The following is a 26,696-nucleotide window of genomic DNA, read 5'->3' on the forward strand; positions in this document are numbered from 1 at the left end:
GCGGAGGCCGTGCTCTTCGCTGCCGCGATCCTGTTCGGTGTCTGGCTCGTGGCCCCGAAGGCTTGGTCCTCCGCGCGGCGTCTGTCGCCCGATATGAACTTGCTGATGGTGGTCGCGGTGGCGGGGGCCATCGGCCTCGGCGAGTTCTTCGAGGCGGCGACGGTGGCCTTCTTCTTCTCGCTGTCGCTCTACCTCGAAAGCTGGAGCGTCGGGCGCGCGCGGAACGCGGTTTCAGCGTTGCTTGACCTGGCGCCGCCGACGGCAAGGGTTCTCTATGATGACGGTTCTGAAGCAGACGTGCCGGCTTCCGCTGTTGCCATCAATGCACGGTTCGTGGTGCGCGGCGGCGACCGCATCCCGCTGGATGGTGAAGTTGTAGATGGGGCAGGGGCCGTCGATCAGGCGCCGATCACCGGCGAAAGTGCGCTGGTGCCGAAGGAGCCAGGCGACGAGGTTTACGCGGGCACGATCAACGGCGAAGGGACTTTGACCGTGCGCGCGACCAAAGCGGCATCCGACACGGTGCTCGCCAAGATCATCCGCATGGTGGGGGACGCTCACGCCCGCCGCGCGCCCGTGGAGCAGTGGGTCGCGAAGTTCGCGCGCATCTACACGCCCATCGTCATGGCGCTGGCCGTCGCCATTGCGCTGGTGCCGCCGCTCGTCTTCGGTGGAGCCTGGGACTACTGGTTTTACAACGCGCTCGTTCTTCTCGTGATCGCCTGTCCCTGTGCGCTGGTCATCTCGACGCCGGTCTCCATCGTGGCCGCGCTGACGGCCTCGGCGCGGGCGGGGGTTCTCATCAAGGGTGGCGCCTATGTCGAAGCCCCGGGCCGGACGACGGCTCTGGCGATGGACAAGACCGGAACCATCACCTTGGGTGAGCCCGAGGTGGCCGCTGTCCATCCGCTCGGCGGCGCCTCGGCGCGCGATCTGATGACGCTGGCGGCCGCACTCGAAGCGCGGTCATCGCATCCGCTGGCGCGTGCCGTTCTTGCGCGGGCCGCGGCAGACGGCATCGAGGTTCCAGCGGCGGAGGATACACGCACCGTGCCGGGACGAGGGCTGGAAGGACGGGCAGGGGGCCGAAAAGTCTGGCTTGGCTCCGACCGGTTCGCCGAAGAGAAAGGGTTCGGCAGCGCCATTCCGGCGGACCTCCGTGACCGGATCGAGGGGGCCGGCAGTACGCTTGTAGCCGTCGGTGACGAGACCGGCGTGACCGGGATTCTGGAACTGCGCGACCGGATCCGCCCGGACGCCAAGGGTGTCGTCGCGCGACTACATGCGCAGGGCGTGAAGACCATCGTCATGCTGACCGGCGACAATGAGCGTACCGCGCGCGCCGTTGCGGCGGAGGTCGGCATCGACGAGGTGCGTGCCGAACTCTTGCCCGAGGACAAGGTGACGGCAATCGAGGAACTGGTCGAAAGCCACGACCTAGTTGCGATGATTGGCGATGGGGTGAACGACGCCCCGGCCATGGCGCGGGCGCACTATGCCATCGCCATGGGCGCCGTCGGGTCCGACGCGGCCATCGAGACGGCCGACATCGCCCTTATGACTGACGACATTGGCAAGGTGCCTTGGCTCATCGGTCATTCACGCCGCGCCATGTCGATCATCCACCAGAACATCGGCGTTTCACTGGCGACGAAAGCCGTCTTCGTCGTCGCGACGGCATTCGGGATGGCATCGATGTGGGGCGCGATTGCCGCGGATGTCGGCGTCTCGCTGCTGGTGGTTGCGAATGCGTTGAGACTACTGAATGGCCACAAGTCCAATGTATCGCCATCCGGCGGCGAGCCGATTGGTGAGCAGATGGCAAGAGGCGCGCTCGCACACGGGCATTGAACCGCCACCACCCGCAGGGTAGCGTTTGCCCCATACGAGACCTCGCTCACGAGGCATAGAGCAGTGATGAAGATCCATATTCCGCGCCGCGTCGTATTGTTCGGAGGGCTTGTCGCTTTTCTATCCGGTTGCGCCAGCAAGTTCCGAACCTACAGCGGACCCGAGGTCACCCGGCTGCGCCTCTACAAGGCGCAGCGCCTGCTGGTTCTCGACGGCGCCGATCGCGTCTTGCGGACCTATCCGATCGGACTGGGCTTCGCGCCTGTCGGTCACAAGCGGTTCGAGGGCGACGGCCGCACACCGGAAGGTTCCTACGTGATCGACCGGCGGAACCCCGACAGCCTCTTCCATCTGTCCGTCGGCATCTCCTACCCGAACGAGGCCGACATCGCTTTCGCGGAGTCCCAGGGGCGTTCCCCCGGCAAGGACATCTTCATTCACGGCGGACCGCGGCGGGGGATCGACCCCACGAATGTCCGCGACTGGACGGCGGGCTGCATCTCGGTCACGGATCCCGAGATCGAGGAAATCTACGCCATGGTTAGGGACGGGACACCGATAGACATCTACGCCTGAAGGACCGGGAGGCGTCTGCGCGTCGGTCGATCGCTTCAGGCAAACCGGCGGCGAAGAGCCACGTTGATGGCTTCGATGGCGATCACCATCGCGATCACGGCCAGTGTGACGCTTGCTGCCTTGTCGTACTGGAATGAGCGCACATAGGTCTGGATGTAGAACCCGATACCGCCCGCGCCGACGATGCCCAGGATCAGCGACTCGCGCAGGTTCAGTTCGAACCGGAAGATGGTGTCGCGGGCGACGACCGGCGCCATCTGCGGCCAGATCGCGTAGCGGAGCCGCGCCAGCGGCCCGGCACCGGCGCTTTCCAGCGCGGCAATCGGCGCGCGGGAGACGCCGTCGATCGCTTCGGCGTAGAACTTCGCGAGCATCCCGGTGGCATGGAAGGCGACCGCGATGATGCCGGGGAGGGGACCCAGGCCCACCGCACCCACCATGAGCATCGCCACCAGGATCAGCGGGATGGCCCGGATAAAAGCGAGGAGCGTCCTGACGGGTCGGTAGAGCGCCGGCGACGCCATCGTCTCGGACGCAAATATCCCGAGGGGGACCGATAGGAAGACCGCGCCCAGAGACCCCAGGATCGCGATGCGCAGCGTTTCCGCGCTGCCCTTCACGATCTCGTTCATCACGGTCGGATCGGGCGGGACCATCCGGCCGAGGAAATCCGCGATCCGGGGTCCGGCGGACATGAGGCGCGACAACTCGACATCGGTCGTGGCGAATGACCAGAGAATCGCACCCGCGACCATAGCCCCGGCCGCGAAACCGCCAAACCCGCGCGACCGCATCAGGTCACCGCCCGCAAACCGATGGCCGGCAGGGCCCCCGTCTCGCGATAGAGGTCCGCGGTCGCGACATCGCTCAGGTCACCGACCGCCATGTCGAAGGCGATCCGCCCATCGCGCATGCCCACAATACGATCGGCGAAACGCCGCGCGAGGTCGGGCTGGTGCGAGGAGAACAGCACGGTCGCGCCGCGCGCGCGCGCAGCACCGGTCAGCAGCGCCAGGATTTCCGCGGCGCGGGCGGGATCGAGATTGCTGACGGGCTCGTCGGCAAGGATCAGCCGCGGCTCCTGTGCGAGGCATCGGGCGATGGCCACACGCTGCCGCTGCCCGCCGCTGAGGCTGTCGACCCTACGCTCGGCCAGATCGGCGATGCCGCTGTCAGCGAGTGCGGCGCGCGCCACCTCCAAGTCGTATGGCAAGGGAGACCCGAGGGCCGCGCGCAAGGGCGACATGCGGCCGAGTCGCCCGTTCAGCACGTTTCGCAGCACTGAAGAGCGTTCGACCAGCGCGAATTCCTGAAAGACGAAACCGACGTCAGGCCGACTGCCGCGCGGCGGAGCTTGGTCGGGATGGAGCGGCGCGCCCAGGACAGAGACACGGCCGCGCCAGCCGCGAAGCCGCCCGTCGAGCACGGCCAGTAGCGTCGTTTTCCCGGCCCCCGACGGTCCGAGCAGCGCGGTGCTTTCGCCTGCAGGCACCAAGAGCGACACATGGTCCAATGCCGGTAGCCCGGCGCCCTGATGGACGAAGCTCAGATCGCCTATTTGCGCCGCGGCGCTCACCCGAGGAGCCCGTGGCGGCGGGCCATGTCGCGCACCCCGTCATAGGCAGCGGAGTCCGCTCTGACATAGCCGTCGGGTCCGTAGAGGTAGCGCAGCAGGTCGCGGTTGCCGGCTTCGTTGAGGCGCATCATCGCATCGACGAACCGCGACCGGAGGTCTGCGTCCAGTTCCGGTCGCGCGATCACCACGTGGCTGGGGATTGGTTCGCTCTCGGCGATCCAGATGACCTCGGCCTGCTGCTGCGGGGTGAGAAGGAGGTCGGCGTACTGGCTCGCGCCGGCGGCATCGACAAGGCCCTCGGCCATCGCCTGCATCGCCTGCTGATATCCGCCCGCGAAGAAGATGCGACCGAAAAAGGCGTCTGCGTCGCCGGGCCCGGCAACCAATCCGGCCTCGACGAACTCTGCCAGAGGATAGAGATAGCCCGATTCCGAGATCGGGTCCGCGAAGGCGATGTCCTTGCCCCGGAGATCCGCAAGCATTTCGATCCCGCTGTCTCTGCGCACGAAGATCCGGCCGGTGTAACTCGGCGCGCCGCGATAGACTTCGGACAGCAGCGGTACCGCGCCGATCTCGGCCTCGGCCAGCACGAAGGGGAGCGCGCCCATGAACGAGATGTCGGCGTCACCGTTCCGCAGCGCCTCGACGGCCGCTGCGTGGTCGATGGTGACGAAACCCTCGACCGGTACGCCGATCTGATCCGCCAGCCAACCGGTGATGGCCGCGACGTCGCCGAGAAGTTTATCGGGGTTTTCCTGAGGAATGAAGGCGAGGCGAAGCGTATTTCCCTGCGCCGCGAGCCGTGTTCCCAAGGACACGGCGCCCGCGGCGGACAGGATCAGCGTCTTTCTGCGGCTCAGACGGATCGACATCAGAACGCCCTTTCTTCGATTGTGTCGGCCGCATCCCTGAACGCGGTCCAGTGTGCCTCTGCCGTCTCCCAGTCCCCGGCGCGCACGGCGGCACCGACCTGGGCCAATCGCTCGGCAAGTGCATAGACCTCCGGCCGACCGGCAAGGTTGGACATCGTGCTGGCATCGGCCGAGAGGTCCGCCGCGACCGTATCGGTCAGGAGCAGGATGTGCTCTGCGTCCCGCCGGGGCAGCAGCGTATCGAGTGTCGAAGCGAAGGTCGTCAATTCAGAGAAAGCAAGGCGGAAGGACGTGTTCTTGGCATCGAAAGTCTCGTAAGGCTCATCAGCCGAGCCTACCGCCTCAAGATATGCGGTGAGGTCTGAGCGCTCGGCATCAGTGAGTCCGAGCGATTTCGTCTCGTCGAACCAGTCCACGACAGCGGCGAGGGTCGGCAGCGATCCGTCGTGGAAGTATGGCGCAGTGTAGGCCGTCCCGAGCAAGGTCGGCGTGTCGAATGCGCTCGCCCGCGCACCCTCGTAGGGCGGACTGGCGGACCCGATGTTATGCGCCTGACGGTCGAGGAAGTTGCCGTCCGGCACGTGACAGCTGGCGCAGGAGCGGTCGCCGAGACCCTCGAAAGGCCGGGTGAAGATCGCTTCGCCGCGCCGTGCGGGCTCCGAAGCCGCGTCGGTCAGCCGGCCATCCCGCGTCAGCATCGAATTCGGCAGGAAATCGAACTCGAGCATGTAGGCGATCAGCGCGTCCAGCATAAATGGGGTCGGTTCAGAGCCACCAAACTCGTTCACGATCACGTTGCGGGTGAAATCGCGAAGCGAGGCAAAGCGGCCGTCGCGGCCATAAGGCCCGGTGAAGCGCAGTCCGCGTAGGCTCGGGATGTCGAGCGGGTCGTCGCGCCGGTCGTTGAAGATCGGGTTGAAGAAGGCGCCGTCCACGTCGATTGCCCCGGGCTGATGGCTGGCGCCGGGGATGAACAGACGCTGGTTCACGTCCGAGCGATTGTGACAGGTTGAACAGGCGATCCCGAGGTCGCGCGCCGGGCTGCCGAAGATCTGCGCGCTGTCGAACAGCATGTCGCCGTAAGCGACAAGCGGCAGGTCGGTTTCATCGATGCCCTGCGCCTCGAAATTGAGGACGAGCAGGGGCAGGGGATCCTGGTCGAAGATGTCGGACCCCGGCGGCAGGCTCGGTGGCACCTCGATGTCGCGTCCGCTAGTCAAAGCCGTCTCAGGCAGCGGGCTGAGCTGCTGTCTCGGAGCGAAGTCGTCCACAAGATAATTCTCCGCGAGATAGTCAGAGATCACCGCTCGTGCCATGACCATCGTTTTGCGGTCTCGTGGTGTGGTGCCCGCTCCGAGAATACCGGCGGACCCTGTGCTACTGTTAAGTTCCAGCCAGGCTAGGCCGATCCGTCGTGAAGCCTCAGGATCGGCGGCGGCAACGCCGTCAGCGAAGGCGCGGTAGAGCTCGCGCGCGGTCCTCACCGCTTGCTGCGCGCGGGCCGGGTCGTCAACGTCCAGTGCGCGGCCCAGCTCTTCCTCGATCCTGAGAGCGATCAACCTCGTCGCGGCGGCGAAGAGGGACTGTCGATCCCGTCGCGCCATTGCGTCCAGTAGAGGCCCGTCTTCGATATCGCTTTTCTCACCCAACCAGGTCAGCGCATCCGTGGAGAACTCCGAGTTTCGGTAAGGTTCGGACCAGGCGGCCTCGACGTCGTCCCAGGGTAGCGGCTCCAGATTTCCGAGAAACAACGTCAGACGGTAGGCTGCCGCGTCCGGAAGCCATGGGGCTTCTTTCGCAGGTGTCGCGATGGCCGGCCCGAACGAGATCATCGCGCCGGCCAGAGAGAAAATCACGAACCCAAGCAGCTTCCGGATCACCATGACCTCCAATACAAAAGTTAGCCTTGGCTAAATTATCTACCCGAAGCAAACAAGTTGTCAATCCTTGTGTCTCAGGGCAGACTTGCGAAATGACCAAGCCGCAATCACAAGAACGCGAGACCTTTGAACCTGTGGAACGCGCGCCGGAGGCGCAGGCGGAAGGCTTTGCGATCGTGCGGCAAGCGCATGAAAGCGAGATGGCAGAGGACTACGTGGAATTGATCGCGGAGCTGATCGAGACCCGCGGAGAGGCGCGACCGGTCGATATCGCTGAACGGCTGGGAGTGAAGCCGCCGACTGTCACGAAGAACATTTCACGACTCAGGACCGCCGGCCTCGTTCGGCGAGAACGCTATCGAGCGGTGTTCCTTACTGAAGAGGGCCAGGCCCTAGCCGAGGCGTGTCGACGGCGACACCGGATCGTGGTCGCGTTCCTCCTGAGCCTTGGGATCGATGAGGAAACCGCGGAACGCGATGCAGAGGGAATCGAGCATCATGTGAGCGATGAGACACTGGAAGCGTTCCAACGAAAGCTTGATCGGACATAGAGGTTTTGCCGTGAGGTCCGACGCGCTCTCACCGTGTGCCAATCTTCCAATGCGACCTGAGTTCCGAGCGGATCGGTTAGCCTAGAATACGCGAGACCAGGATCGTAGCGAATAGCCCGACCAGGCCGAAGGCAATCGCCGAGGCTGCAGCATACTGAAGAATGTCCAGTCGGTTTCCCTTCCTTCGTCTGGCCAAGAAGCCACCCCAGATCGCTCCCCCGACAATTCCCATGATCACCAGCATCAGGTATCCCGCTTTCTCAAACTTGTGGTCTTCCGAAGACGTCCAGCCGCTGCTGTAGCCCAACAGGAGACCACGAGCACAAGCAGCGTCCAGTCGCCGAAGCGCGCATAAAGCGTTGGCGGATGAGCGGACGGAAGAGCCGCATTAATGACACCGGTTTCTCCGGTGCCGAGCCGCGCGACCAAGTCACCGTTTGCGTCGATGATCGCGGAGATTCCGGTATTCGCGGCCCGGACGATGGGAAGCCCTTCCTCGACGGCGCGCATGCGTGCGGAGGCGAGGTGCTGTTCCGGCCCGATGCTGGTTCCGAACCAGGCATCGTTGGTCGCGTTGAAGATCCAGTCCGGCCGGAACAGGCCGTCAACGACATGGCCCGGAAAGATGATCTCGTAGCAGATGGCGACGGCAACCAGCGGCACCCCCGGAAATGCCAGCGTGCGCGGCCCCGTTCCGGCAGTGAAGTCCCCCAGACCCTCCGTCATGCGTTCGATCGGCAGCCAGCCCCTGAACGGAACGTATTCGCCAAAGGGAACGAGGCGGTGCTTCGCATAGCCGGTCAGGCTCCGGCCGGTCTGATCATAGGCCTGAACAGTGTTGAAGAAGCGTATGCCTTCGTTCGTCGAAACGCGATCCGGCACTCCGGTCAGAAGCAGGCCCTCATCCGGAATGGCGGCAGCGATGCGCGACCGTGCCCCGGAATCCTCATCGAGAAAGCCCGGGAAGGCGGTTTCGGGCCAGAGCAGGATGTCGACAGAGCCAGGACGAGTCGAGAGGTCGAGATAGCGCGTGATCGTCGCCTCCCGGTTTTCGGGCGCCCACTTTTCCTGCTGGGGGACGTTGCCCTGAACGATCCGCAAATCGAGTCCCGGCGGGCCTGGCGGCTCGAGCTGGAGCCGCGCCACGCCGGCGGACCAGGTCGCCACAACGATCCAAAGGCCGAGCACGGGGATGCTCCAGCGCGGGCGCACCTCGGTCAAGAGGGCCGGCGCCGGAAGAGTGCCGACGAGTAACACGAGAAAGCTCAACCCATAGCTTCCGACCCACGCGGCCGGTTGCCGCAAGGCCGCGTAGTCGACGAGGGCATAGCCGGCGAGGTTCCAGGGGAAGCCCGTGAGCACGTGCCCTCGTAGCCACTCTGCCGCCGTCCAGCAGGTCGCGAACAGAAGACAGGCCGCCACGCCTTCGATCGCACGACGGCGTGCGATGGCGGTGAAGAGCGCCGACGCGATAGCCGGAAAGGCGGCGAGACTTGCAGACAATCCTGCGACGGCGGGGATCGCCATCGCACCGAATCGCTCGGCATCCACGTAGAAACTCTCCGCGATCCACGAGAGTCCGAAACCGAACTGCCCGAGACCGAACGCCCAGCCGACAAGTGCTGCCTTGGCGACCGGGAGATGCCGGAGGAGGACAAGGAGGGTGGCGTAGGCAACGGGAACAAATAGGAGGATTGAGAACGGAGGGAGGGTCAGAACAGAGAGGCCGCCGGCCGAAATGGCCGCGATCATGCGCGGCGGCAGGGAAATCGCCCTTTCCCGGGACAGCGCCCTAAACGGTCTCATGGACCGGTCCTAGAGCGTCGCTTGATCATCGGCGCGACAAGAAGCAATCCGACGCCGCCGACCACGAAGACGTCAGCCATGTTGAAAGCAGGCCAGTGCGCGGTGCCGGCGTAGAAATCGAGGAAATCGGTCACGGCCCGGAACCTGAGGCGGTCCAGGACGTTGCCTAGGGCGCCGCCGATGATCGCCCCGTAGGCAAGCGCCTCGATGCCGTCCCGGGTGCGCAGCATCATGGTCACGAGCCAAGCGCACACGGCAAGAGCGAGCGCCACGAGGCTCCACCACGGCGCGCCGCCCAAAAGTCCGAAGGTCACGCCATCGTTCCGATAGAACGTGAGATTGAATCCGGCGAACACGGGAACACCAGCGCTCAAGACGCTCGCATACGTGACGACGATGGCCTTTGTGACCTGATCGATCGCGAAAGCCGCGACGGCGGCCAACATTCCGATCACCGGCGGTCTTTCGGCTGACAACATTTTCTCACCCCAGCCAAACATCGAGAAACAGCATCAGGGTAAGGCCAACCGACAGTCCGAGCGTCGCCTTGTTCTGATGTCCGCTGCGGTGGGTCTCGGGGATGATTTCGTGGCTGATCACATAGAGCATCGCGCCGGCGGCGAACGCCAGCCCCCAAGGCAGCAGCGGCTCCGACAGCGTGATGATACCCGCCCCGAGCAACCCGCCGATCGGTTCGACCATGCCGGTGAGGGCCGCAATGCCCCAGGCGCGCAGCTTCGTGTATCCCTCACCCAAGAGCGACACAGCCACTGCCAGACCCTCGGGCGCGTTCTGCAAGCCGATGCCGATGGCGAGTGGGAGGCCACCTTCCATGCCACCGGAACCGAACCCGACCCCGACCGCGAGACCCTCGGGAAAGTTGTGGATCGTGATTGCAATGATGAAGAGCCAGACCCGCCGGAGCGACGCGGCGTCCGGACCTTCGCGGCCCGTTCTGAAATGCTCGTGCGGCAGCTTCTCGTTCATCAGGGCAACGGCACCCATGCCCAGAAGGATTGCGATGCAGACGATGGCCGCGGGTGCCGCCCCATTGTCGAAACGCGGCTCGGCTGCGTCCAACGCTGGGATGATCAGCGAGAAGAAGGAAGCTGCGAGCATCACGCCCGCCGCAAATCCGAGCGACAGGTCGCGTGTGGCGCGAGAGGGGATCCGCCCGAACAGCACGGGGACTGCCCCGACGGCTGTCAATGTGCCGGCGGCCAGGCTTCCGAGAAAGCCGAGCATGATCGGGGGCAACTGATCCATTCGTCAGATGGCTTACCCTTCCGGGTAGCTCGAAAAGACATCGGTCGAGCCGTCCTTCAGAATCAGAAAGACGTCGTAGGCTTCGCGGTCCTCCTCGGGGCCCATGCCGGGCGAACCGTAGGGCATGCCCGGAACCGCGAGACCGACCGCGTCGGGCCGCTCGTCTAGAAGCCGGCGGATGTCAGCGGCCGGAACGTGGCCCTCGATCACGTAGCCGTCAACGAGCGCCGTGTGGCAGGAGACCATGCGCTGCGGCACCCCGTTGTCGAGCTTGAAGCGCACGAGAAGGCCGCCGAACATGTCCTGGCCCGTCGGTGCGAAACCGTTCTCCTGGAGATGATTCATCCAGGACAGGCAGCAGCCGCATCCATTGGTCTTTCGGACATCGATGGCAGTTGCCTCCGCGAGGGCCTGCGCTGCCGGAAACAGTGCGATGGCGAAGGCCAGGGCTTGTGTCAGACGTTTCATGGGTCAGAGCCTTTCAGTTGCTGTCAGGGCGATCTCGCGGTCGAGACTTTCAGCGAGAAGCGCGCGGGCTTCGGCGAGCATCGACCGCGCGGCAGAGTCATCCGCTTCGCGCTCGGCAGCTTCGGCGAGCCGCTCTTCGGAGAGAGGATCGGTCGGCCGACCGTCCACCAGGACCTCGTAGTGCAGGTTCGGACCGGTCGCGGTGCCGGTGGCGCCCACACGGCCGATCAGGTCTCCGGCAGCCACGCGCTGGCCTTGCACAAGGCCATCCGGCACGGCGCTCAGATGCGCGTAGCGCGTCATGGTGTCGGAGCCGTGCGAGATTTCGACCACGCGGCCGTACCCGTTCCGCCAACCGATGAAGCTGACGCGCCCGGGTGCCGTGGCCTGAACCGGCGTCCCACGCGCCGCAGCGAAATCGACGCCGGTGTGCATTCGCACGTTCCCATAGACTGGATGCGTGCGGCGGCCGAAAACAGAGCTCAGGCGTGCGCCTTCGACGGGCTGCGCGAAGACGCGGAGCACTTCGCCGTCGACGAAGATCGTCGCCTGTCCGCTGCCGCTGTCCGGCCAAACAACCTCGTAGAGCGCGCCGCCGACATCCAGCGCGGCGAAGGCAAGGTCAGGCTGGCCGATCCTGTCGTCTCCGACACGCGCCTCGCGCCAGAGAAGCCGAAGCGTTTCGCCGCCTGTCATCTCACGGCGAAAATCCACCGTTCCGCCGAGCATCTGCGCCAGGTCCACCGCGAACCGTGCCGGGATATCGGCCTCATCGAGCGCAGCGAAAAGCGAGCTTTCGATCACTGCTTCCCCGGCAAGCGTCACCGTCTCAGACTTCGGGGTAACGATCTGCGTGGCAAGTTCATCGCCGAAGATCACCTCGATGCGCACACCGTCATCTATGGCGAGCGCGACCCTGCGCGGGCTGTTGTCCATCGTCGATACGACGGTGACGGAATGTCCTGGCCGCAGCCGCCTCAAATCATACTCCGCGCCAAGGGCGAGGGCGACTTCCGCACGGTCGGTCGCCGAGAGACCGGCCTCCGCGAGAACTGTGTCGAGCGTTTCACCGCCTTCTATTTCGCGCGACCAAGTGGAAAGGGGAGGTTCGATCGTGGGCAAGGAAGTATCAGCGACCGATATCTGCAAAAGAGGCATGGGGCTAGGAAACGTCGTGGGCTCGGCTCCTGCCTGCGCAATTCGCGGCGGTTCGGAGACCACAAACGGGGGAGGCTGGAGACCGTCCGGTGTCCACATGCTTGCTGCGGCGAGACCTGGAGGGACGGGATCCTTCGACCAAATCCCCGAAATAGCAAGACCACCACCCGATAGAGCGGCAACAGTTCCGAAACCTGCCGCGATTGCTCTGATCCTCATGTTGCCCCCTCAGTTTCTTCTTCGAGTGCGCGGCGAATCTTCGGCACCGCGAATTCCCTTGGCTCGTGATAGTCGATCATGGTGACGAACCGCCCTGCAGCGTCGAAAAGGAAAACGCTGGCGGTGTGGTTCATCGTATAACCGCCACCCTCGGTCGGCACCCGCTCGTAGCTCGCGCGGAATCCGCGCACGGCTTTCGCAATTTCCTCATCTGTGCCGGTCCAGCCGCGGATCGCCGGATGGAAATAGCCGACATACTCCGACATCGCATCGACGGTGTCGCGCTCGGGATCGACCGAGATAAAAACCACGGACATCTCATCTGCCTCGTCGCCCAAGTCGTCGAGCCATCCCGAAATGTCCGAGAGCGTGGTCGGGCAGACGTCCGGACAGTAGGTAAAGCCGAAGAACACCATCGCAGGGCGCCCGATCAGCGTTTCCGGCCCGACCTCGTTTCCCTCGTGATCCGTCAGGCTGAAGTCCATGGCGGACAGAGCCAGCGGCCGCTGGCCCACCGGTTCGGGCGCCCCAGGCCCGTCGACTTGCCACCAGCCGACAAAGAGCGCGAAGAGTAGCGCCCCGGCACCCGCTGCGCCGTATCCAAGGATCGTCCGTCGCCGCATCAGTCGTTCGGACCTCGCGCAGCGATGCCAAGGATCGGCACCTCGACCGTCACTTCGCCCCCGTCGTCAAAGAGCAGCGTCAGCGGATAGGATTCTCCTTCTGTCATCGGCGTCTGCAACTGCATCAGCATCGCGTGCAGACCGCCCGGCTCGAGCGACACGCTTTCGCCCGGCGCGATGGTGATCTCGTCGGCCGGAGCCATGGAACTCACGCCATCGGCATTGGTCTTCGACTCGTGGATTTCGGGCATCATGGCGAGCGGCGTCACGAGACCGATCAGTGTCAACGGTGTATCGCCGGTATTTCGGATCGTCATGTAGGCGGCGCCGGGGCGGTTCATGCCGATGGACGCGCGGGACCAAGCGCCTTCGACGACCACGTCCTCAGATCCTGCCAGCGCCGGCGTCAAAGCCGCCGCCGACGACAAAAGCGCTGTCAGCGCGCCGGTAGTAAAGAAGGTCCTCATCCTGCTCTTCCCATTCTCTTGGTTCAGCTTCGCGCCGCTGCGACTTCAGCCGCCACCAGGCTTCGTAATTCGGCCTCGCCGAACGGGTCGAGCGGCTTGCCGTTCACGAAGAAGGTGGGCGTCTGGCGGACGCCCACAGTCTCGACGTCGGCACGGTCCTGGTTCAGGATCGCCACTACGTCCGGTGCAAGCATCTGCGTGCGGGCGGCTTCCGCATCGAGGCCCGCCGTTGCGGCGATCTCCAGGATCAGTCCCGGCTCGGGTGCTCCATGCGACGCCCATCTTGGCTGTTCCCGAAGTACCGCTTCGAGAACCGGCTCAAAGACGCCCTGCATGCGCGCGGCCTCGAGCACGCGGATCGCTTGCTCGGACGCCGGGCCGTGGAACGGCGTATAGCGGATCACCACGCGCACGGCATCGCCATGCTCGGCCATGATGGCTTCGACCACAGGATAGAAGGCGCGGCAGGCCTCACAGGCCGGGTCGAAGAACTCGACGATGGTGACGGGCGCACCTTCGGGACCGAGAACGGGCGAATAGGACCGGATCAGAGCCTCCGCCAGTTCCGGAGCCACAGGCTCGGCCTCCGCCACGGGACCGGGGCGTCTTGCGTACCACGTTGCGCCGCCGAAACCGGCGACGCCGAGGGCGAGAACGGAGAGGATCAGGCCGCGTCTGTTCATGTTCGTGTTTCCTTCAGAGAGAGTGCCGACAGCGCGCCGATCAGGGCGAAAGCGGCAAGCGCCATCAACGGGATAGGAATGCCGAAGACCAACTGGTTGTCGTCAGTGCAGGAGGGACCAGCGGCCGTGCAGGGCTGGATGCGCTCGGGGATCAGGCCAACGTAAAGACCCATGTGCCAGAGCGCGACAGCGCCGCCACCGAGCGCAAGCGCGATCCCGTAACGGCCCGCGAGCGGGTCGCGCCACCAAAGGCCGAGCCCGAGAATGATGGCCAGCGGGAACATGAAGGCCCGCTGGAACCAGCAGAGCAGGCAGGGCGTCTGCCCCAGCACCTCGCCGATGAAGAGCACGGCTAGCGATGCCGTGAGAGCAATCACCCATGCCAGTCCCAGTGCCGTTTCTCCGGATATTCGGGTCATGTCGGTCAGATCCTCTCTCTCAGATCAGCGAGGATCTCTTCGGCGGACGTGCCGTAGGGCCAGGACTCGGCGAAGCCTGTGTCTGGATCGAAAAGGAACAGATGCGACGTGTGCCCCATCGTGTAACCGTCGGGCGCAGAGGCTTCTTCGATGCGTTCGAAGAAGATCGGAAAAGTTTCCGAAGTCTGGGCAATCTGCTCCGGTGTGCCGGTCAGTCCGATGATGCCGGCATCGAACAGGGGAACGTAGTCCGCAAGCGCCGTGGGCGTGTCGCGTTCGGGATCGATCGTGATGAATATCGGTTGCACCTTGGCAGCGTCAGCGCCCAGTCCTTCCATCACGGCCGCGACCTCCGACAGGGTGGTGGGGCAGACGTCGGGACAGTTGGTGAAGCCGAAGAAGATCAGCATCCAGCGCCCCGCGAAATCGTCTTCGGTGCGTACCATGCCCTGATGATCGGTCAGTTCGAACTCCGCGACGAAAGCCGGATCTGCCTCTGATCGCGCGCTGTCGGCGCGATAGTCGGACCAGAGCAGAAGCCACCCAAGCGCGAGAGCTGCAATGCCCACCAATACCCAGAGAACTTTTCTTACCGATGAGAGGGACAATCCGGACTGCCTGTCATTGATTCTTGATTGTTTCGGCGTGTACATCCTCTAGCTACTGTAGATTCAAGCCTGATTGTCCGGCTGCGGCGGGAGGTCACGCATCTGTGAGTCTTGGACTTGCGCTATCAACCCACCAAACCTACAAGGTCTGTAGGTTCTCTTGAGGGAAACATATGCTGACGATTGGCAGTCTGGCGAAGAAGACCGGCACCAAGGTGCAGACCATCCGGTACTACGAACAAATCGGGCTCATGCCTGAACCGGGCCGGACCGAGGGTGGGCAACGCCGATACGAGGATGCCGAACTCGATCGGCTATCATTCATCCGTCATTCGCGGCAACTCGGTTTCTCGCTCGATGCGATCCGGGAGCTCCTCGATCTCAGCGACCATCCGGAAAAGTCCTGCGACGAGGCAGATGCGATCGCCCGCCGGCAACTCCGCCAGGTCGAGCAACGCATGGCGCGCCTGAAAGCGCTTCGCACCGAGCTAAAGCGCATGGTCCACGAGTGCAGCGGCGGGCGAACCGCGGATTGCCGAGTGCTCGAGGTCCTGCGGGACCATTCGGAATGCCTGACCGAGCACGACGACATCGGGGCATAAGCTCCACTGGCACTGACCCTTACGTTTGGAACCCTGCAGCGCGGTGGCGGTTCACCTGATGAACGCCAGAGGAACAGATCAAGCATGGCCACGGCAAAGAAAGCGAGGGAGAGACGCACGCTCTGGATCGTTCTGGCGCTCAACATCGGTCTGGCTTTGGCGTTCTTCGCGACCGGCGCGTTTGGCGATTCGAGCGCCCTGATCGCAAACGGCCTCGACAACCTTTCCGACAGCTTCGTCTACGCCATCAGCCTGTTTGCGCTGTCCCGGTCCGGCAAGTGGAAACGCGGCGCCGCCAATGTCTCGGGTGGGTTGCTGATCCTGTTCGCCTTGGGCATCCTCTATGATGCGTGGCGGCGCTATGTCGGCGGGTCGGATCCGCTCGGGACAATCATGATCGCCATGGCCCTGATCGCCGCGGCGATCAACGCGGTCTGCGTCTGGTTGCTCGCCCGACTCCGCGAACCGGACGTCAACATCCGCGCGGCGAACACCTTCAGCTGGAACGACTTCGCCGCGAACCTCGGGATTGTCGTGGCTGGCGGTCTCGTCGCCTGGCTGGGAACGAACTGGCCGGACCTAGTCGTGGGTGTGGTCGTGGCCGGGATCGCGGCATGGGGCGGTATCGACATCCTGCGCGATGCACACGGCGAACACCACAAAGCCGTTCATGCCGACGACCAGTAGCGATTGATCGCCTTCTGAAAATGGGGGCTTGAAGCTACAGTCGCTGTAGCCTCTATGTAGACCCTCGTTAGATTCGAGGAGATGCATCTTGCCCGCTGTTGACCCCTTGCTGACAGCCACGCGGCTGCTGGATTTCGAAGCCGCCCCTATTGCAGACCTTGTAGCAGACCGGGGCTGGCATGCACTTGGCGAGCATGACCGGATCGGTGCCGCCTATGATTTCGTCCGAAACGAGATCGCATTTGGTTACAATCGCTCTGACGACATTCCTGCGTCCGAAGTGCTTGCCGACGGATACGGCCAGTGCAACACGAAGGGCACGCTTCTCATGGCGTTGCTCCGCGCGCTCGGGGTCCGCTGCCGACTGCATGGTTTCACCATCCACAAAGCGCTCCAGCGCGGGGTCGTACCGGAGCTGGTCTATCCCGTCGCCCCGAAAGAAATCCTTCATTCCTGGGTCGAGGTCGAAACCGAAAGCGGATGGGTCAACCTGGAAGGCTTCATACTGGACGCGCCATTCCTGGCATCGTTACAACGCGAGTTCAGCGAGTCCGAGAGCCTTTGCGGATACGGAGCGGGCACCGGCTGCCTGGGCGCGCCGCCGGTCGAATGGACCGGGCGCGATACCTTCATTCAGAAGACCGGCATCGCCAGCGACTTCGGAACCTTCGATACGCCCGACGACTTCTACTTGAAGCATCGTCAGAACTTCGGAATTCTGCGCGACTGGCTCTATCGCCACATCATCCGCCACGGGATGAACAGTCGGGTGCGTGCAATCCGGCGAGGCCACCTGCCTCGGCTTCCCGGTTTCGCCCAGCCGAACCATCGCCACGAGGAGACGAACCGTGCCGCATGATCACGGACACGCCCATATCGACCCCGACTCCGGCGATCGACGAGTATCAATTGCGATCTGGGCGAACGGGCTTCTGACCGTCGCGCAGATCGTTGGCGGCATACTTTCAGGCAGCCTCGCGCTCATCGCGGACGCGCTGCACAATTTCTCGGACATGGCGTCGCTCGTCATCGCCTTCGCCGCGCGCAAGATCGCGCGCCGGCCCGCCGACGAGCGCATGACCTTCGGCTACGGCAGGGTCGAAATCGTGGCCGCTCTGATCAACTACACGACGCTGATTTTGATCGGGTTCTACCTGATCTACGAGGGCGGAATGCGCATGATCGACCCGCCCGAAGTGCAGGGCTGGACGGTCGTGATCTTGGGCGGGGTCGCACTGGTCGTCGACACCCTGACGGCGCTGCTGACCTACTCGATGCAGAAAGGCAGCGTAAACATCCGCGCGCTCTTCCTGCACAACCTCTCCGACGCACTTGCTTCCGTTGCGGTCATCGTCGGTGGGTCGCTGATCATCCTCTACGACATGCGGTGGGTCGATCCGGCCATCACCATCGGCATTGCGCTCTATATCCTCTATCTGGCTTTCACGGAGATCGGTGGTCCGATCCGAACGCTGATGCTCGGCAGCCCGCCGGACATCGACAACGAGGCCGTCGTCGAAGCGATGCGGAGCGTCGATGGTGTCTCGGACCTTCATCACGTGCATCTGTGGCAGATGCAGGAACATGAAGCTGCGCTAGATTGTCATGTCGTCGTGAAGGCCGAAGCGTGGCCGCGGATTGAGGAGATCAAGAGTGCGATCAAGAAGCGGCTGAAAGAAGAATTCGGCATCAACCATTCCAGCCTCGAATTCGAGCATGAAGAGCGCGCGCACGAAAACGCTGATCTCTACGGCCATGGCAGTTTAGGTGAAAAGGAGGAAATCCATGTTCAAGGAAACGCTGACCGAGCATGACGATGTCATCGGACTGGTGTGCGAAGGCAAGTTGTCAGAAGATGACTTCGAGCGGATGCACACGCTAATTCATGAGCGACTTTCCCGAGGCGGCAGGCCCGGACTTCTGCTCGAACTGACGAAGTTCGAGGGGTACGAAAATGCCTCGGCACTGCTGGAAGACATCAAGATCGACACGGCCCATACAAACGATTTCAGTCGCGTCGCAGTGGTCGGAGAGCGAAGTTGGATGGAATGGGGCACGCGAATGGTGAGTCTGTTGGCCCGTTCCGAGATGCGGTGGTTCGACCCCAGTGAGGGAGACGATGCGGTGGAGTGGGCGCAAAAGGGCAAAAAAGCGTGAAGCAATCCCAAGAAATTTGGACGCATGCGGCTCGTTCGCAATCTAGCGGTTCTTCGGCGCTTCATGTCCGAGGCCCTTGATACCTTTTGCTCACCCATGCTCAGAGATGATGGCCCTTGTCGTCTGAACTGCTGAAGCCAGTGCCGTTCGGTCTTGTCCTGTGATACCCAATGCATCGACGTTAAGTGAAAGCTGACCTTGGCCGCCGCCGCTCGCAGCGATACGAGCCGCGCGGCCGCGGGCCATCGCTGCAATGCCAGGACCGGTTCTCGAAATGTCATTCGACGGCTTCGGCGCGGTCGGGCCTGTTACCTCCGCGGCTTTCTCTGCCCGCACTTCCTGCAGCTCCTGCTTCAGCTTTTCTACCGTCTCCCGCGTTTCAGACATCTGCCGATCCCGCCGCAGGCCGTCCTCGTCAGGATACGGGAAACTCCCCGACTGGCTCGCGTGCAGCACCTTCAGTGCCGGGTCCTCGAAATACTTCACCCTTCTCGCGCGGATCGGCATTTGCGCATCGATCACGAGGATGACCTCGTCGAGGTCCATGCGCCGGGCTTCGTCCTCGGTGAGGAGTGGTGTATCCTCGGTTCGTTCCGAGACGCTGCGTCCTTCGAACGGATTGCGTCCAACAGCACGGGAGCGGGTCACCACACGCTTGGTGGTCTTGCCGACGGCTTGGCTCAGTTCCTCGATGGTCTTCTGCTCGGACGGCGTGAGGTAGAGTTTCACGCCTGCGCCTCCCTGCAGGGACCGGCGCGTGTTCTCACCATAGATCTCGTCCAGCGCGGGGATAGTCTGGGTCACGATGGCGAGGTTGCCGCCGAAGGAGCGCAGCGTCTTGATGCTCTCGGCGACGATCGGCATTTTCCCCAACCGGTCGAACTCGTCGAGCATGATCATCACGGGCCAGGGCTCGTCATCGCCGGGTTCTTGTGCCTGCAGCGAGGCGATCAGGTCCGAGAAGAAGAGACGGATCAGCGGAGCCAGCGGGCGGATCATCTCGGATTCGACCACCAGATAGATCGCATGTGGGCGGCGGCGGATATCCCGGAATGAGAAGTCGGAGGTCGCGGTGGCCGCGTCGATGGCGCGGTTGTCCCAGGTGTCGAGACCCGATGTCATCAGGAGGGAGAGGTAGGACGTGAGGGTGTCGTTGTTGGTCGATGCCATACGCTCGAAGATCAGTTTGGCCGACTTGTTCTTCACCTCCTGCGAGCGCTTCAGGTATTCCTTCTGCTTGTCGCCCCCCGAGGCTGTGATGCGGTAGATCTCGCCGATGGTCGGCACACCGCGCTCGAAGGCCAGAAGCCCGGCCGCCACGAACAAGTCGATGCCGCCTGCGAGAAGGCCGCTTAGCTTTTCGTTGTCGGTCTGGAGAAAGAGCTTGGCGGTGAGTTTCAGCTCCATCTGCTGCCGGTCGGGGTTGGTCATAGCCGCGATGCGCGCCAGCGGGTTGTAGCGATGTGTCGGTCGGTCCCAGTCGGTCGGCGCGAAGCGGAACACCTTGTCCCCCATGCTGGCGCGGAAGCGCGAGGTCTCGCGGAAGTTCTCGCCTTTCACGTCGAGCACCACGGCGGAGCCCTTGTAGGTCAGCAGGTTCGGGATCACGAACCCCACGCCCTTGCCCCGGCCTGTCGGCGCCACGATCAGCGCGTGGGGGAAGGTTTTTGAGACAAGGAACGGGCGCTTGGATTTCGGGGAGCCGAGCTTGCCCAGAAGGAAGCCGCCGCCGGGCTTGGCAAAGAAACCGTTCCTCTTCATCTCGCTGCGAGACTGCCAATGCGTCGTCCCGAAGCGGGTCAATGCATCCCCCAGAAGCGTGACGCTCAGCATGAGCGATGCCAGGCCGAAGCCGCCAAGGATGAGGTTCACCCAGAGGAAGTCTTTCGGAGCAGACTGAGACAGACCCCGATATTCGCGGGCAAGCAGGGTGACGTCGAAACGCGTGGGTGAAAGCCCATAGCGGAACATGACAAAGCCGGTCGCCACGACATAGCCCATGGCGAGACCGACCAGCACGAGGCTCAACACGCCGAGGGCAATCTTGCCTTTATCCATGGGTGATCCCCTTCTCACCATGTGCCGCGGCGTGGCGCGCGCGCTGCGCCTCGATCTGCTCTTCGGCCAATGCATCGAGAACGCGCTCCATCGCCGGGCCGTGCGCCGTGACCTCGCTGCTTTGAAGATAGGTCCTGGCGAGTTCCAGCTGGCGCAGCGGATCCTCAGTGAACTTATCGAGGACTTCTGCGTTGCCGGCCCGCAGCGCGTCGATTGCGTCGGGGCTTAGCTGTTCGTCGACCTGGCGGACTATCTCCTGCTGCTCTGACTCGGAGAGCGGGCCCCCGACGTCGTTGTTCCGCACAAAGGCCATGACGCTTGGGGCGGTCTCTTCCATATACCGGCGCTCGGCGTAGTCTTGTCGCGCCTGGTCCTCGATCTCGAAACTGCGCTCGCTGATATAGGCACGCGACGCGCCGAGCGAACGAAGGTGGTTGATTTCGTTCTGGACGGCCTGCCCGAATTCGTCATCCGGCATCTCCGTGCGATAGCGGGCGAGGGTGCGGAGCTCTTCGGTGATCGGACCGAGATGATCCGAAGGATCCCGCAAGGCGAGGTCCATGTCGCCGGCATGAAGCGTGCGGTCCTGTTCCGATACCGCGTATTGCGGCGGCTTTCGGCTGTCGGTCATCTGGTCCCAGGCCATCGACGCCAGCTCGGCATGCTGCGGGGATCTCTGCGCGTAGGCGTCGAACGCGGCGCGGGCCTCTTCGACTTCCACGGCGCCCGCCCGCCGCACAGAGGGGTCGTCTGAGAACGGATGATCGAAATCCGTCCGACGGAACTGCGCCACCAGCGCCCTGAACGCCTGCCGCTCCGCTGGGGCAAAAATGTCTGGCCCGTCTTGCGCGAGATCACCCCCAGGTTCCGCCAACCGCTCACCGATCACTTCCTCAGCGTCATCCACCTCGTCGACCTCGGTTGGCGCGCGCAGGACGCGCATGTCGGTCAGGACATCGCCCAACCGAACATGCACGGCTTCCAGCCGGTCGAGCGCGTCTTCCCGGTCCTCGAGCTTGTCCAGATCGAGGTCACTTTCCTTAGCGATCGCCTGCAGATCCTGTGCCAGCCACTGGCGTTCCAATGCGGCATTGCCTGCTCCTTCCCGCAGGCGCGCGGCCACAGCCTCGGCATCGATGCCCGTACCTTGCAACGCCTTGGCCAACTTTGGTGCCACCTCTCCATCGTCAAGACGCGCGAGGTGATCTTCACTTGCGTTTGACCTTGCATAGATACCGTCCCGGGACGGAGCATCGACCAGGGCGGCGGAGCGATCCCCGAGCGGGTTCAAATGCACGACCGAGGCCAGAACGTCGGTCAGCTTGCGCTCGATCACCGGCCTCTCGGCCGCCGGAGCCCTGTCGATCGCCGCCTCGATCTGGCGAATGTTCTGAGAAAACTCGGTGATCAGCGTGTCGAACGCTGCTTCGTCTTGGGACATGTAGATGGCTCCGTCAGATTGAATCTGACCGCCACTGGCAAGGATGGTGCTGGCCCTCTCGAGAGCTTCGGCCACGTCGTCGAAATTCGAGCGTGACGCCTCCGCCGCGAGCCCGCGATAGATCAGGGCATTCTGTCGGACGGTTTCCAGCGTGGCCGCCAGGTCAGCCCCGGTTCTCTGGCGCTCGACAGCGGGACGGCCTTCGTCGCGGGCCTTGTAGATTTCATCGATCTCGGCGCGGTAGGTCGTGACGCCGCGATCCAAACGACGCGTCGCCTCAAGGCGGATCCCATGAACTTGGGCCGCCTCGACCATCGCCTCGCGAAAGGCGTCGTAGTTGAAGTGATGATCCTTCCCGAGAAAGAACATTTCGCCATCCTTGCTGCGGCGGTTCAGAACGATATGCGCATGTGGATGTGCGCGATCTTGGTGTATTGCAGCAATATAGTCGAATTGCGAGCCCTCACCGGCGAAGAACTTCTCGCAGACGGCCTGGGTGATATCGCGCACCTCTTCACCACTGGTCCCAACCGGGAATGCCATCAGCAGATGCGACGTATGGCCAAGCTTGGGGCTGTTGCGCTCGTTCCACTGGTTCTCGAACCGCCGCGCCACTCGGTTGATCTCGGCTTCCGAGAGTTGCTTCTTCCCGTCATGGATACCGCGGCTGTCGAGGATATGGGTCGACTTCGTCGTGAGATATGTGAGCTGAGCCCGCAGCTGCGCCCCAGTGTGGCAGCCCCCTTTCGAGATAGCCTTGAAGATTGCCGGCGAATAGCCGCGCGCGGCACGGACCATCTGCGCGCCCTTTGAAAGCCCCTGCCAGGATCCCGAAACTCGGCTCCAGCCGCGGTCGAAGAGCGCCGGGTCGATGCCCCGGACCCGGTCACTCCGCACCATTCGCATCCCTCGCGGCGAGGCCCGTCAGGGCAGAGCTGATCTCAAGGTCCAGCACGCTGCGCCGCGCACGCGACATCTCTTGGACCTGGTCGGCCAGATCGAAGACCAGACCCGCAAGGGCGCGGACGTCACGGTGACTTGAGGCCGGGTAGGACAGTCTTTCGCCCCGCACCTTGGCCTCGTTCAGACGTCGCGCGATCTGGTTCACGTTGTTGCCGACCCGGTTGAGCGCGGCGCCGAGGTTCCTCAGCTCGTCGCACATCTCGTCGTCGGGCAGGAAGACACCTTCGGCCGCCAGCATCAGGCGGCGCATGGCATCCGAGCGATGCGCGATCCCGCGCCGCGACAGGGCGGCATCGAACCGGCGCAAGTCGGCCTCTGACACGCGCATTGTCAGAACGCGAGACCGGCTTCCGTTCGCCGACTTCACCGAACGGCCGTGACTGAGGACGTTGTAGATCGTCTTCTGGCTCACGCCAAAGCGCTCAGCTAGATCGCTCGCAGGAACGCCCTTCGCCCGCTCTCGGACGATCTTCGAGCGCTCCTCGTCGGTCAGGCGTCGGGCTTTGGGCATGTGAAGTATACGTTCCTATTTCTTGCCAACTTCGTACAAGCCCGCCGACTCCCAACGCAAGTGGCGTTGGCCATAAGGGATTGTACTCAATGTAGAAAATCGCCACGCAGGGGCGATTTGACGTTCTCTGCGGAGTGCATCCCGCGTGCTGCCTTCTGCAGCCCGCGAGATGCGCTTCGCGCCCCGTCTTCCGCGTTCCGCGGCCCGTATCCCGTCTTCTGCGTGCCGCCTTCTGCGGGATGCGGTCCGGCGTCTGGCACCCGTCTCAAGTCGCGTGCGCCGCGTCGCACGCCAAGCGCGCTACGCACCCTGCTGCACGGACCGCGTCCCGTGTCGGCTACTGCGTGCGATCCGCGCCCCGGAGAGTGCGCCACGCCGACTGCCCTATGTCTCGCGCAGCCCGCACAATGCTTGACGTCCACAATTGATCGGGATACCGACGTAGCAATCGTTTTGCGACGTTTCACTATTTTTGCCGGAGATGCTCAGATGCCCAACGACAACCTCGTGGTGATCGCCGCGATGGCCCGGAAGGGGGGGAGTGGCAAGACAACGCTCTCCCGCGCCTTGATCAGCGCCGCCGTCGCCGCCGGGCGCCGGGTGATGCTCATCGATACCGACAGCACCGGCGTGCTGTCGTCCTGGCACGCGCGCGCCGAAGGGGCAGGGTATGGCTCACCGCAACTACGCTCATCGGTGGCAGAGAGCGTCGGCGACGTCGACCGGATGATCGAGCAAGTCTACCTGGACGGTTCGGCGGATTTCGTCTTCATCGACACCGCCGGGGTAGGGGCCGAATGGTCCGACGAGATCGCGGTGCTCGCCGATCACATCGTCACCCCGGTCATGCTCTCGACCTCGGATTTCGACGTCGGCGGCCAGACGGTTGGCTGGTTCCGGCAGCTCGCCGCGCGCGTCGACGACGCTTCCGCGCTGCCCCGGCATCATGTTGTCCTGAACATGGTCGACCCGAAGACCACCAAGGCGGATGCGGCGCTGATCGAAAACGCCATCGGGATGTTCCCGCTCGTTGAGACCGTGATGCTGCGTCGGAACGCCTACAAGGAGATGGACGAGAAGGGGCTCTTGCATGCCATCGCGCTGCAGAAGCAGACCGATCCGAACCCACTGATGCGTCCCCATGTCCGCCATATGGTCGAGGCGCTGGAGGAAGCGACCGACATTCTCAACAACGTCCTCGCGGCCTGACGCGATGCGCAAGAAGATCCCCACGATCACGCGCCCGGACCCCGGCTATGCCGCAGGTCTGAAGGTCTCAGCGCCTGTCGAACCGCAACGCCAGGAGGTCACGAGGCCCGACCCTGAAGGGGTTGGGACGACGCGGGCAGGCGAGGGGGCAGAACAGATGACGCCCGAACGGCCACCGGCGCCCCATGCCGAAGCGGTCCCTGGAGTCGTGGATCCTTCGCCAGGTGTTGCGCAGCCTCAATCCGCGCGGACCCGGAAGGTGGATGTGCGGGTGACCGCTCTGGAGCGCCAGGCAGCCGACCTGAACGCCTGTGGCATCAATCCGGCCCATGTCGTCCGGGCTGCGCTGAGGCGCGCGACAAAGCACTGGCAGCTGGAACCGCAGTTCGTTCCGCCGAGCAGCGACCGGGCTGCGAAACCGTCCTCATGGCGGATGCGAACGACCGTGGCCGCGGATGAGGAGGCCCTGACCGCGATCATGGCCACCGAGGACCCGCTCGACGTCTGCAGCAAGTGGTCGCTGATCCGCGGCCAGCTCGAGCCGCTGGTCTGGCAAGAGATCGACAGGATTCTTGCCGATCTGGCTGACGCTGCGGCGCAGAGCGAAGATTCGCCTCCCGGGGACGCCGCGACCGAGACATTGGTCGAGGATTAGGCCCTGAATTCGCGCGATTTTTTGCCGTTCTGCGGCGAGAATCCTCCCGAAGCGCCTATCAACCGCAAATTGTATGTTGCAGGTGCAGCATAACGCTCCTAAGACCCCGACAAGAATGTGACGGCGCTACAGATCAATCGCTTTGCATAACGAGTTCATAGGAGAGCAGAATGTCCCAAGCCCCGCGTTTGACCGGCACACCCATCATGCGGATCCTCTCCAAGACCTCCGGCGAACTGGTCGGCTACCTCTACGAATGGGACAACGGCGACCTACAGCCCGCCTGGTTCGATGGCGAGGTGCAGGGCGTGCTGTACGAACCTATCAAGGCGGCGGCGTAGGCTCGATCAACGGAGCAGCGGCTCGCTGGTTGCATCCTCGGGAAAAGCCGGGGAAGGGCCGCTTTCTCATTTGATTTCCGTGCTTTGCCAAAACTCCGATAATCCGTTTTATGTAACATGACCCAAGACTTGAGCTCACGTTGGTGGGTTTGGGAACGCGCCCGATACACTTCGTCACAACCGGCGCTTGTCCGGGAAATCTTTGTTTCCGCAGCACAGATGCCCCTTTGGTCGCATCCCGGAAAAGCTCGGGGCGACTCTAGCCTGCCCGAAAGCGACTGGTGAACGGCCTTGCATGTTGGATTTTCCAACATTATATTGAGCGCAAGACAGCTATTCGGACATGGACGATGCAAACGACCACCAAGACGAAACTGTTTCCGAAGCAGGATCTGGAACTTGTGCTTCGTGACGAGCTCATGCTCGCGGCGGAGGCTGAAGCCAGCATGCACGGAATTGTACTGCCAGCATCATCTGGGGTTGCGGCAGTCGCACCTGTACCGATGGATTCTCTTGTAGTTGTGGAGCTCCTGTGCGCTGTCGAACCAGTGCTTGGCTTTACGCCGGCGGATGCGACGGTACGCACTGGCGGATACAACTCGGTGCAAGACGCTTTGGATCACCTAATCCCGCGGCTGGAACAGCAGTGGAAAAAGAAGAATGGAGTGTCAGCATGAGCGTCGCGAAGCGGACGAACGACGATGACCAAGAAGCTCGGCAGGAGATGGGGGAGCGGCTGCGGGAAGCTCGTCGGTATTTGGGTCTTAAACAAGACGAGGTGGCCCAGTACCTCAAGATCCAGCGAACCGCGTTGTCAGAGATCGAGGCAGGAAACCGCCGTGTCGAGGCACTGGAGTTGAACCGGCTCGCGAAGCTGTATCGACAACCGGTCGCGTATTTCATCGGAGAAGACGATGCAGCTGGGAGTTTGCCGGTAGATGTAGCGCACCTTGCACGACAAGCCGCAGACTTGTCTCGGCAAGACCGGGATGAACTGGGGCGTTTTGCCGAGTACTTGCGCGCCCGCTCGGCCGCAACCCAGGAGTAGC

At 63.5% G+C, this 26,696-nt stretch carries 30 protein-coding genes; 13 read left to right on the forward strand and 17 right to left on the reverse strand.

Annotation, left to right across the window (positions count from 1 at the left end):
* Positions 1 to 1,851, forward strand: a 1,851-nt coding sequence (locus ACP156_RS23105) for a heavy metal translocating P-type ATPase (RefSeq protein ID WP_425053723.1), incomplete at its 5' end; no start/stop codon positions are given.
* Positions 1,852 to 1,917: 66 nt separating this feature from the next.
* Entirely contained in the window at positions 1,918 to 2,427 is a 510-nt protein-coding gene (locus tag ACP156_RS23110; protein ID WP_425053724.1) for a L,D-transpeptidase family protein, read from the forward strand.
* Positions 2,428 to 2,462: 35 nt separating this feature from the next.
* On the opposite strand, the gene phnE is transcribed toward ACP156_RS23110, so the two are convergent.
* The 4 genes from phnE to ACP156_RS23130 are packed head-to-tail and all read right to left on the reverse strand — an operon-like array spanning position 2,463 to position 6,755.
* Entirely contained in the window at positions 2,463 to 3,221 is a 759-nt protein-coding gene (gene phnE, locus ACP156_RS23115; protein ID WP_425053725.1) for a phosphonate ABC transporter, permease protein PhnE, read from the reverse strand.
* Complete coding sequence (locus ACP156_RS23120) at positions 3,221 to 4,003, reverse strand: phosphonate ABC transporter ATP-binding protein (RefSeq protein WP_425053726.1); 783 nt, start codon at positions 4,001 to 4,003, stop codon at positions 3,221 to 3,223. Before ACP156_RS23120 ends, phnE begins: the two co-directional genes overlap by 1 nt.
* Positions 4,000 to 4,875 carry a phosphate/phosphite/phosphonate ABC transporter substrate-binding protein gene (locus ACP156_RS23125; protein ID WP_425053727.1) on the reverse strand — a complete coding sequence of 292 codons (876 nt, stop codon included), beginning with the start codon at positions 4,873 to 4,875 and terminating at the stop codon, positions 4,000 to 4,002. Before ACP156_RS23125 ends, ACP156_RS23120 begins: the two co-directional genes overlap by 4 nt.
* The gene (locus tag ACP156_RS23130; RefSeq protein ID WP_425053728.1) at positions 4,875 to 6,755 is read right to left on the reverse strand and encodes a cytochrome c peroxidase; all 1,881 of its coding nucleotides are present in this window, start codon (positions 6,753 to 6,755) and stop codon (positions 4,875 to 4,877) included. The genes ACP156_RS23125 and ACP156_RS23130 overlap by 1 nt, the downstream gene beginning before the upstream one ends.
* 92 nt (positions 6,756 to 6,847) lie before the next feature.
* On the opposite strand from ACP156_RS23130, the gene mntR reads away from it, so the two are divergent.
* A complete protein-coding gene (mntR, locus tag ACP156_RS23135) occupies positions 6,848 to 7,306 on the forward strand; it encodes a manganese-binding transcriptional regulator MntR (RefSeq protein WP_425053729.1) in 459 nt (152 codons plus the stop codon).
* Between the two features lie 243 nt (positions 7,307 to 7,549).
* On the opposite strand, the gene lnt is transcribed toward mntR, so the two are convergent.
* The 10 genes from lnt to ACP156_RS23185 all read right to left on the reverse strand — a co-directional run bounded on the left by lnt (position 7,550) and on the right by ACP156_RS23185 (position 15,023).
* Complete coding sequence (gene lnt, locus ACP156_RS23140; protein WP_425053730.1) at positions 7,550 to 9,058, reverse strand: apolipoprotein N-acyltransferase; 1,509 nt, start codon at positions 9,056 to 9,058, stop codon at positions 7,550 to 7,552.
* Positions 9,059 to 9,108: 50 nt separating this feature from the next.
* Positions 9,109 to 9,612, reverse strand: coding sequence for a signal peptidase II (gene lspA / locus ACP156_RS23145; protein WP_425053731.1), 504 nt, complete (start codon positions 9,610 to 9,612; stop codon positions 9,109 to 9,111).
* Positions 9,596 to 10,378: a ZIP family metal transporter gene (locus ACP156_RS23150; RefSeq protein ID WP_425053732.1), complete on the reverse strand. Its 783-nt coding sequence runs from the start codon at positions 10,376 to 10,378 to the stop codon at positions 9,596 to 9,598. The genes lspA and ACP156_RS23150 overlap by 17 nt, the downstream gene beginning before the upstream one ends.
* A 12-nt stretch (positions 10,379 to 10,390) precedes the next feature.
* The gene (locus ACP156_RS23155) at positions 10,391 to 10,846 is read right to left on the reverse strand and encodes a DUF411 domain-containing protein (protein ID WP_425053733.1); all 456 of its coding nucleotides are present in this window, start codon (positions 10,844 to 10,846) and stop codon (positions 10,391 to 10,393) included.
* A gap of 3 nt (positions 10,847 to 10,849) precedes the next feature.
* A complete protein-coding gene (locus ACP156_RS23160) occupies positions 10,850 to 12,004 on the reverse strand; it encodes a M23 family metallopeptidase (protein ID WP_425053734.1) in 1,155 nt (384 codons plus the stop codon).
* Positions 12,005 to 12,219: 215 nt separating this feature from the next.
* Entirely contained in the window at positions 12,220 to 12,846 is a 627-nt protein-coding gene (locus tag ACP156_RS23165) for an SCO family protein (protein WP_425053735.1), read from the reverse strand.
* Positions 12,846 to 13,313, reverse strand: coding sequence for a copper chaperone PCu(A)C (locus tag ACP156_RS23170; protein ID WP_425053736.1), 468 nt, complete (start codon positions 13,311 to 13,313; stop codon positions 12,846 to 12,848). Before ACP156_RS23170 ends, ACP156_RS23165 begins: the two co-directional genes overlap by 1 nt.
* A gap of 23 nt (positions 13,314 to 13,336) precedes the next feature.
* Positions 13,337 to 13,996, reverse strand: a complete 660-nt coding sequence (locus ACP156_RS23175; protein ID WP_425053737.1) for a DsbA family protein — start codon at positions 13,994 to 13,996, stop codon at positions 13,337 to 13,339.
* Positions 13,993 to 14,415, reverse strand: a complete 423-nt coding sequence (locus tag ACP156_RS23180) for a disulfide bond formation protein B (RefSeq protein ID WP_088672127.1) — start codon at positions 14,413 to 14,415, stop codon at positions 13,993 to 13,995. Before ACP156_RS23180 ends, ACP156_RS23175 begins: the two co-directional genes overlap by 4 nt.
* 5 nt (positions 14,416 to 14,420) lie before the next feature.
* Positions 14,421 to 15,023 carry an SCO family protein gene (locus ACP156_RS23185; protein ID WP_425053839.1) on the reverse strand — a complete coding sequence of 201 codons (603 nt, stop codon included), beginning with the start codon at positions 15,021 to 15,023 and terminating at the stop codon, positions 14,421 to 14,423.
* Positions 15,024 to 15,196: 173 nt separating this feature from the next.
* Between ACP156_RS23185 and ACP156_RS23190 the strand changes: the two genes are divergently transcribed.
* From ACP156_RS23190 to ACP156_RS23210, 5 genes are all read left to right on the forward strand, one after another.
* Complete coding sequence (locus ACP156_RS23190; protein WP_091846788.1) at positions 15,197 to 15,625, forward strand: MerR family transcriptional regulator; 429 nt, start codon at positions 15,197 to 15,199, stop codon at positions 15,623 to 15,625.
* An 84-nt stretch (positions 15,626 to 15,709) separates the two neighbouring features.
* Positions 15,710 to 16,312 carry a cation transporter gene (locus ACP156_RS23195; RefSeq protein WP_425053738.1) on the forward strand — a complete coding sequence of 201 codons (603 nt, stop codon included), beginning with the start codon at positions 15,710 to 15,712 and terminating at the stop codon, positions 16,310 to 16,312.
* Between the two features lie 88 nt (positions 16,313 to 16,400).
* Positions 16,401 to 17,171 (forward strand): transglutaminase-like domain-containing protein, encoded by a 771-nt coding sequence (locus ACP156_RS23200; RefSeq protein WP_425053739.1) that lies wholly within the window; start codon positions 16,401 to 16,403, stop codon positions 17,169 to 17,171.
* Positions 17,161 to 18,126 (forward strand): cation diffusion facilitator family transporter, encoded by a 966-nt coding sequence (locus ACP156_RS23205; protein WP_425053740.1) that lies wholly within the window; start codon positions 17,161 to 17,163, stop codon positions 18,124 to 18,126. The genes ACP156_RS23200 and ACP156_RS23205 overlap by 11 nt, the downstream gene beginning before the upstream one ends.
* Positions 18,098 to 18,469 (forward strand): STAS/SEC14 domain-containing protein, encoded by a 372-nt coding sequence (locus ACP156_RS23210; protein ID WP_425053741.1) that lies wholly within the window; start codon positions 18,098 to 18,100, stop codon positions 18,467 to 18,469. The genes ACP156_RS23205 and ACP156_RS23210 overlap by 29 nt, the downstream gene beginning before the upstream one ends.
* Before the next feature lie 90 nt (positions 18,470 to 18,559).
* Here ACP156_RS23210 and ACP156_RS23215 read toward each other — a convergent pair whose 3' ends face one another.
* From ACP156_RS23215 to ACP156_RS23225, 3 genes are read right to left on the reverse strand one after another with little or no spacing between them, the layout of a single operon-like run.
* On the reverse strand, positions 18,560 to 20,527 hold the full coding sequence (locus ACP156_RS23215; RefSeq protein WP_425053742.1) for a type IV secretory system conjugative DNA transfer family protein: 1,968 nt from the start codon (positions 20,525 to 20,527) through the stop codon (positions 18,560 to 18,562).
* Positions 20,520 to 22,868: a relaxase/mobilization nuclease domain-containing protein gene (locus ACP156_RS23220; RefSeq protein ID WP_425053743.1), complete on the reverse strand. Its 2,349-nt coding sequence runs from the start codon at positions 22,866 to 22,868 to the stop codon at positions 20,520 to 20,522. The genes ACP156_RS23215 and ACP156_RS23220 overlap by 8 nt, the downstream gene beginning before the upstream one ends.
* Positions 22,855 to 23,442 carry a helix-turn-helix domain-containing protein gene (locus ACP156_RS23225; RefSeq protein WP_425053744.1) on the reverse strand — a complete coding sequence of 196 codons (588 nt, stop codon included), beginning with the start codon at positions 23,440 to 23,442 and terminating at the stop codon, positions 22,855 to 22,857. The genes ACP156_RS23220 and ACP156_RS23225 overlap by 14 nt, the downstream gene beginning before the upstream one ends.
* A 489-nt stretch (positions 23,443 to 23,931) precedes the next feature.
* Here ACP156_RS23225 and ACP156_RS23230 point away from each other — a divergent pair, with 489 nt between their 5' ends.
* The 5 genes from ACP156_RS23230 (at position 23,932) to ACP156_RS23250 (ending at position 26,695) form a co-directional block, all read left to right on the forward strand.
* Complete coding sequence (locus ACP156_RS23230; RefSeq protein ID WP_425053745.1) at positions 23,932 to 24,651, forward strand: ParA family protein; 720 nt, start codon at positions 23,932 to 23,934, stop codon at positions 24,649 to 24,651.
* A 4-nt stretch (positions 24,652 to 24,655) separates the two neighbouring features.
* On the forward strand, positions 24,656 to 25,306 hold the full coding sequence (locus tag ACP156_RS23235) for a hypothetical protein (RefSeq protein WP_425053746.1): 651 nt from the start codon (positions 24,656 to 24,658) through the stop codon (positions 25,304 to 25,306).
* A gap of 170 nt (positions 25,307 to 25,476) precedes the next feature.
* Positions 25,477 to 25,647, forward strand: coding sequence for a hypothetical protein (locus tag ACP156_RS23240; protein WP_425053747.1), 171 nt, complete (start codon positions 25,477 to 25,479; stop codon positions 25,645 to 25,647).
* A 350-nt stretch (positions 25,648 to 25,997) separates the two neighbouring features.
* Complete coding sequence (locus ACP156_RS23245) at positions 25,998 to 26,324, forward strand: hypothetical protein (protein ID WP_007803312.1); 327 nt, start codon at positions 25,998 to 26,000, stop codon at positions 26,322 to 26,324.
* The gene (locus ACP156_RS23250) at positions 26,321 to 26,695 is read left to right on the forward strand and encodes a helix-turn-helix domain-containing protein (RefSeq protein ID WP_007803310.1); all 375 of its coding nucleotides are present in this window, start codon (positions 26,321 to 26,323) and stop codon (positions 26,693 to 26,695) included. Before ACP156_RS23245 ends, ACP156_RS23250 begins: the two co-directional genes overlap by 4 nt.
* The last annotated feature ends 1 nt before the right edge of the window (position 26,696 follow it).

Source organism: Psychromarinibacter sp. S121 (assembly GCF_049801035.1).
Lineage (GTDB): Bacteria > Pseudomonadota > Alphaproteobacteria > Rhodobacterales > Rhodobacteraceae > Psychromarinibacter.

Excerpts from the sequence above, each read along its gene's own strand:
- ACP156_RS23110 (WP_425053724.1), top strand. The coding sequence starts at position 1,918 with ATGAAGATCCATATTCCGCGCCGCGTCGTATTGTTCGGAGGGCTTGTC.
- phnE (WP_425053725.1), bottom strand. The coding sequence starts at position 3,221 with ATGCGGTCGCGCGGGTTTGGCGGTTTCGCGGCCGGGGCTATGGTCGCG.
- ACP156_RS23125 (WP_425053727.1), bottom strand. The coding sequence starts at position 4,875 with ATGTCGATCCGTCTGAGCCGCAGAAAGACGCTGATCCTGTCCGCCGCG.
- mntR (WP_425053729.1), top strand. The coding sequence starts at position 6,848 with ATGACCAAGCCGCAATCACAAGAACGCGAGACCTTTGAACCTGTGGAA.
- lnt (WP_425053730.1), bottom strand. The coding sequence starts at position 9,058 with ATGATCGCGGCCATTTCGGCCGGCGGCCTCTCTGTTCTGACCCTCCCT.
- lspA (WP_425053731.1), bottom strand. The coding sequence starts at position 9,612 with ATGTTTGGCTGGGGTGAGAAAATGTTGTCAGCCGAAAGACCGCCGGTG.
- ACP156_RS23150 (WP_425053732.1), bottom strand. The coding sequence starts at position 10,378 with ATGGATCAGTTGCCCCCGATCATGCTCGGCTTTCTCGGAAGCCTGGCC.
- ACP156_RS23155 (WP_425053733.1), bottom strand. The coding sequence starts at position 10,846 with ATGAAACGTCTGACACAAGCCCTGGCCTTCGCCATCGCACTGTTTCCG.
- ACP156_RS23160 (WP_425053734.1), bottom strand. The coding sequence starts at position 12,004 with ATGCCTCTTTTGCAGATATCGGTCGCTGATACTTCCTTGCCCACGATC.
- ACP156_RS23165 (WP_425053735.1), bottom strand. The coding sequence starts at position 12,846 with ATGCGGCGACGGACGATCCTTGGATACGGCGCAGCGGGTGCCGGGGCG.
- ACP156_RS23170 (WP_425053736.1), bottom strand. The coding sequence starts at position 13,313 with ATGAGGACCTTCTTTACTACCGGCGCGCTGACAGCGCTTTTGTCGTCG.
- ACP156_RS23175 (WP_425053737.1), bottom strand. The coding sequence starts at position 13,996 with ATGAACAGACGCGGCCTGATCCTCTCCGTTCTCGCCCTCGGCGTCGCC.
- ACP156_RS23180 (WP_088672127.1), bottom strand. The coding sequence starts at position 14,415 with ATGACCCGAATATCCGGAGAAACGGCACTGGGACTGGCATGGGTGATT.
- ACP156_RS23190 (WP_091846788.1), top strand. The coding sequence starts at position 15,197 with ATGCTGACGATTGGCAGTCTGGCGAAGAAGACCGGCACCAAGGTGCAG.
- ACP156_RS23195 (WP_425053738.1), top strand. The coding sequence starts at position 15,710 with ATGGCCACGGCAAAGAAAGCGAGGGAGAGACGCACGCTCTGGATCGTT.
- ACP156_RS23210 (WP_425053741.1), top strand. The coding sequence starts at position 18,098 with ATGTTCAAGGAAACGCTGACCGAGCATGACGATGTCATCGGACTGGTG.
- ACP156_RS23215 (WP_425053742.1), bottom strand. The coding sequence starts at position 20,527 with ATGGATAAAGGCAAGATTGCCCTCGGCGTGTTGAGCCTCGTGCTGGTC.
- ACP156_RS23220 (WP_425053743.1), bottom strand. The coding sequence starts at position 22,868 with ATGGTGCGGAGTGACCGGGTCCGGGGCATCGACCCGGCGCTCTTCGAC.
- ACP156_RS23225 (WP_425053744.1), bottom strand. The coding sequence starts at position 23,442 with ATGCCCAAAGCCCGACGCCTGACCGACGAGGAGCGCTCGAAGATCGTC.
- ACP156_RS23230 (WP_425053745.1), top strand. The coding sequence starts at position 23,932 with ATGCCCAACGACAACCTCGTGGTGATCGCCGCGATGGCCCGGAAGGGG.
- ACP156_RS23235 (WP_425053746.1), top strand. The coding sequence starts at position 24,656 with ATGCGCAAGAAGATCCCCACGATCACGCGCCCGGACCCCGGCTATGCC.
- ACP156_RS23240 (WP_425053747.1), top strand. The coding sequence starts at position 25,477 with ATGTCCCAAGCCCCGCGTTTGACCGGCACACCCATCATGCGGATCCTC.
- ACP156_RS23245 (WP_007803312.1), top strand. The coding sequence starts at position 25,998 with ATGCAAACGACCACCAAGACGAAACTGTTTCCGAAGCAGGATCTGGAA.
- ACP156_RS23250 (WP_007803310.1), top strand. The coding sequence starts at position 26,321 with ATGAGCGTCGCGAAGCGGACGAACGACGATGACCAAGAAGCTCGGCAG.